Here is a 1,928-nt window from a genome sequence, read left to right as displayed (position 1 = left end):
CCCCCGCCGGCGTCGGGTACGCCCGTTGCACCCGGTCCAGCATGCCCGTCATCTGCGTGCGCAGCCGCGCGTCCAGCTCAGCCATCGATCCCGTCGGCGCGATCGGTTCACCCACCTCTACTGTTACAGGAAACTTCTTGCGCCCCAAGGCTTTCGGATGATCTTTCGTCCACACCCGATGCATGCCCCAGACGATGATCGGAATGATCGGCACATCGGCCTCCAGCGCCATACGCGCTGCTCCGGTCTTGAAATCCTTCAGCTCGAAACTGCGGCTGATGGTCGCCTCCGGGTACACCCCGACCAGCTCACCGCGGCGCAGGGCATCCACGGCAGCGGCGTAGGCGCCCGCACCCGCGCCGCGGTCCACCGGAATGGTGCCGGTACGGCGGATCAGGTAGTTGACCACCTTCACCTGCTCCATCTCGGCCTTGATCATGAAGCGCATCCGGCGACCGCGGGCGGTCGCGGCCAGGCCGGCAGGCAGGAAGTCGACGTAGCTGGTGTGATTGATGGCGACGACGGCGCCGCCCTTGACGGGCAGATTGTCCAGCCCACGGAAGGTGATGCGGGTTCCGGTGGCCCGGACCGCCAGCTTGGCGGCAATCTCCAAACTTCGGAAAACCGGTTCCATACGCGACTTACCCCGGAGCCCCGGTGGGCTCGATGGGCCCGGATTCGCCGGCCTCAGCTCTCTTGGCCGCCTTCGCGGCGGCTTCCTCGGCGTCCATCCGGTTGGCCTCGGCCAGCGTCGGCGCACCGCCGCCGAGCCGGTGCGGCACCCAGAACTCCCCGGCGGGATGCGGCCCGTACGCATCCTGGACCTGCGCGAGCAGATGCTGCATCCGCGAATGCAGTAGTGCGGTGAGCTCGGCCGCGGGCAGCGTGGGCTCGATCGGCTCACCGACGGCGATCGAGATCGGCACCTTGGGGCGGTACAGGTTCTTCGGGTGGCCCTTGGTCCAGATGCGCTGCGCGCCCCAGACGATGTGCGGCACGATCGGCACCCCGGCGTCGATCGCCATCCGCGCCGCGCCAGACTTGAAGTCCTTGATCTCGAAGCTGCGGCTGATCGTCGCCTCCGGGTACACCCCGACCAGCTCACCGGCCTTGAGGTAGTCGCACGCCGCATCGAACGAGGCCGCCCCGCTGGCGCGGTCCACCTCGATGTGGCGCAGGCTGCGCATGATCGGTCCGGTGATCTTGTTGTCGAAGACTTCCTTCTTCGCCATGAACCGCACTTTGCGGCCCCGCTTCTGCAGGTACGCGGGCAGGCCCGCGAAGGTGAAGTCGAAGTAGCTGGTGTGGTTGATGGCGACCACCGCACCGCCGGTGACCGGCAGGTTCTCCACCCCGGTCACGGTGAACTTCAGCCCCTGCAGACGCCAGGTCAGCCGAGCGAGTTGGATGACAGTCCCGTACACCGGTTCCACACCCGCAAGCGTAGTGCCCCGAGGTTGCTCAGGAGGCACAGCGGTGTGCACCGGCGCCCGCACCGGCCGCCGCCGCCGCGCTGACCTGCTCGGCTTCGGCGCGTCGCCCGATTCCGGCTAGGCTGACCTCGCCCTCGCGTAGTTCAACGAAAGGCCGTTTGTGCAGGTCACCAGCATCGGACATGCCGGTTTCCGGATCGATACCCTGGCGGGCAGCATCCTGTGCGACCCGTGGGTGAACCCGGCCTACTTCGCCTCGTGGTTCCCGTTCCCGGACAACACCGGTCTGGATTGGGATGCCCTGGGCGATGTCGACTACCTCTACGTCTCGCACCTGCACAAGGACCACTTCGACCCGGAGAACCTGCGCCGCCACGTCAACAAGGACGCGGTGGTGCTGCTGCCCGACTACCCGGTGCCCGATCTGCAACGCGAGCTGGAAAAGCTGGGCTTTCACCGGTTCTTCGAGACCACCGACTCGGTCAAACACACCGT

The 1,928-nt window shown here is 67.0% G+C and carries 3 protein-coding genes; 1 reads left to right on the top strand and 2 read right to left on the bottom strand.

The annotated features are described in order from the left end of the window. Positions 1 to 634, bottom strand: a 634-nt coding sequence (locus tag BN4332_RS24635; RefSeq protein ID WP_066902101.1) for a lysophospholipid acyltransferase family protein, incomplete at its 3' end; no start/stop codon positions are given. 7 nt (positions 635 to 641) lie between these two features. Continuing rightward, entirely contained in the window at positions 642 to 1,433 is a 792-nt protein-coding gene (locus tag BN4332_RS24630; protein ID WP_066902100.1) for a lysophospholipid acyltransferase family protein, read from the bottom strand. 160 nt (positions 1,434 to 1,593) lie between these two features. On the opposite strand from BN4332_RS24630, the gene BN4332_RS24625 reads away from it, so the two are divergent. Beyond that, a partial coding sequence (locus tag BN4332_RS24625; RefSeq protein ID WP_200820347.1) for an MBL fold metallo-hydrolase occupies positions 1,594 to 1,928 on the top strand: 335 nt, incomplete at its 3' end.

This window comes from Mycolicibacterium houstonense (assembly GCF_900078665.2).
Lineage (GTDB): Bacteria > Actinomycetota > Actinomycetes > Mycobacteriales > Mycobacteriaceae > Mycobacterium > Mycobacterium houstonense.
This window is presented reverse-complemented; position numbering and strand designations above follow the sequence as displayed.